The organism is Sphingomonas sp. (genome assembly GCF_035910975.1).
Classification (GTDB): domain Bacteria; phylum Pseudomonadota; class Alphaproteobacteria; order Sphingomonadales; family Sphingomonadaceae; genus Sphingomonas.
In genome coordinates this window covers 1-1,486 of the sequence record NZ_JAMHWM010000055.1, presented here as the reverse complement: position 1 = coordinate 1,486, position 1,486 = coordinate 1, and the positions used below count along the sequence as shown (strand labels likewise).

General features: G+C 69.6%; 2 protein-coding genes. Both read right to left on the bottom strand.

All coding sequences use genetic code 11. The annotated features are described in order from the left end of the window. The coding region (locus VYI76_RS16735) for a response regulator (RefSeq protein ID WP_326525951.1) at positions 1–188 on the bottom strand (188 nt) is incomplete at its 3' end. After that, on the bottom strand, positions 185–1,486 hold a 1,302-nt coding region (locus VYI76_RS16730), incomplete at its 5' end, for a hybrid sensor histidine kinase/response regulator (RefSeq protein ID WP_326525950.1). The genes VYI76_RS16730 and VYI76_RS16735, both read right to left, overlap by 4 nt.

Below are 1,486 nucleotides of genomic sequence, written 5' to 3'. Positions count from 1 at the left end.
GTGAAGCCGTCCATCTCCGGCATCATGACATCCAGCAGGATCAGATCGGGCTGGTGGAGCCGCGCGAGCGCGAGGGCGTCGGGCCCGTTCTCGGCGAAGTGCAGGTCGTAAGCGTCGCCGGCGAGAAAGGCCTCGAGGGTCGCAAGGTTGAGCGGTTCGTCGTCGACGATGAGGATCTTGGGTTTCATGGAGCGAGGCCGGCGAAGGTGCGAAGGTTGAGGGCGAGGGCGGTGAGCGAAACGGGTTTGGGCAGGTGCGCGTTGGCTCCGGCGGCGCGGCAGCGGGCGACGGCTTCCGCCTCGGTGAGCGCGCTGACCGCCACGATGGGCAGGTTGCGGCCATGCGGCGTCTGGCGGAGGCGCGCGATCAGATCGAGGCCGTTCATGCCGGGCATGTTGATATCGACCAGCGCGAGGCCCGGTTCAGCCGCGGCGATCGCCTGCAACGCGGACTCACCGCTGTCGCAGTGCACCACCTCGATCCGGTGATCGCGCAAGTAATCGCCGACGAGGGTGTGCTGGCGCGGATCGTCGTCGACGAGGACGACGCGGCGGGCGCGGGGAGGCAGGTCGGCGGGTGGGGTGACGGGCGGGACGACGATCGACGCGGGCAGTTCGATCGTGAAGGTGCTGCCGGCGCCTGGCGTGCTCGCCACGGTGACGGTGCCGCCGTGCAATCGCACCAGCCGCTGCACCAGCACGAGGCCAAGGCCGGTGCCGCCGAAGGCGCGCGCCAGCGATGAGTCGACTTGGGAAAAGGGTTTGAACAACCGGTCCAGCTTGTCCGGCGGAATGCCGATGCCGGTGTCGCGCACCGCGATGACGACGGTGCCCGCGGCGTTGGTCGCGACGGAGACGGTGACGCCGCCCCTGGCGGGCGTGAACTTGACCGCGTTGCTCACGAGGTTCTGCACGACCTGCCGCAGCAGCCGCTCGTCGGCGCTGACGATGAGCGGCGCGGGCGGGCGTTGCACCTCGGTGACCAGGTGTTTGGCGCGCGCGTCGCGCTGCACGGATTCGACGGCGGCGGCGGCCAGCAGGCCGAGGTCGAACGACGTCACGTTGAGCTGGATACGACCGGCCTCGATGCGGGCCAGGTCGAGGATGTCGTTGATCTGCGCCAGCAGCTGCTTCCCGCTGTCGTGAATGATGCCGAGGTAGCGGCGCGTGCGGGTGGCGTCCACCGCCGCGCCCGCCTCGAGCAGCGATTCACTTAGGCCGATGACGGCGTTGAGCGGCGTCCGCAGCTCGTGGCTCATGGCCGAGAGGAATTCACTCTTTGCCTGGTTCGCGACTTCCGCCGCGGCGCGCGCCGCCACGAGATCCGCCTCGACCGCCTTCGCCGCCGAAATGTCCGTCAGCGTGCCGGTCCCGCCGCGCAGGACGCCTGAGGCGTCGCGGATACTGCGGGCGCTCACCAGCATCCAGCGAGAGCCGCCGTCCGCCGTGTTGAACCGCACCTCGCCGCGAAACGAATCGATTTGCCC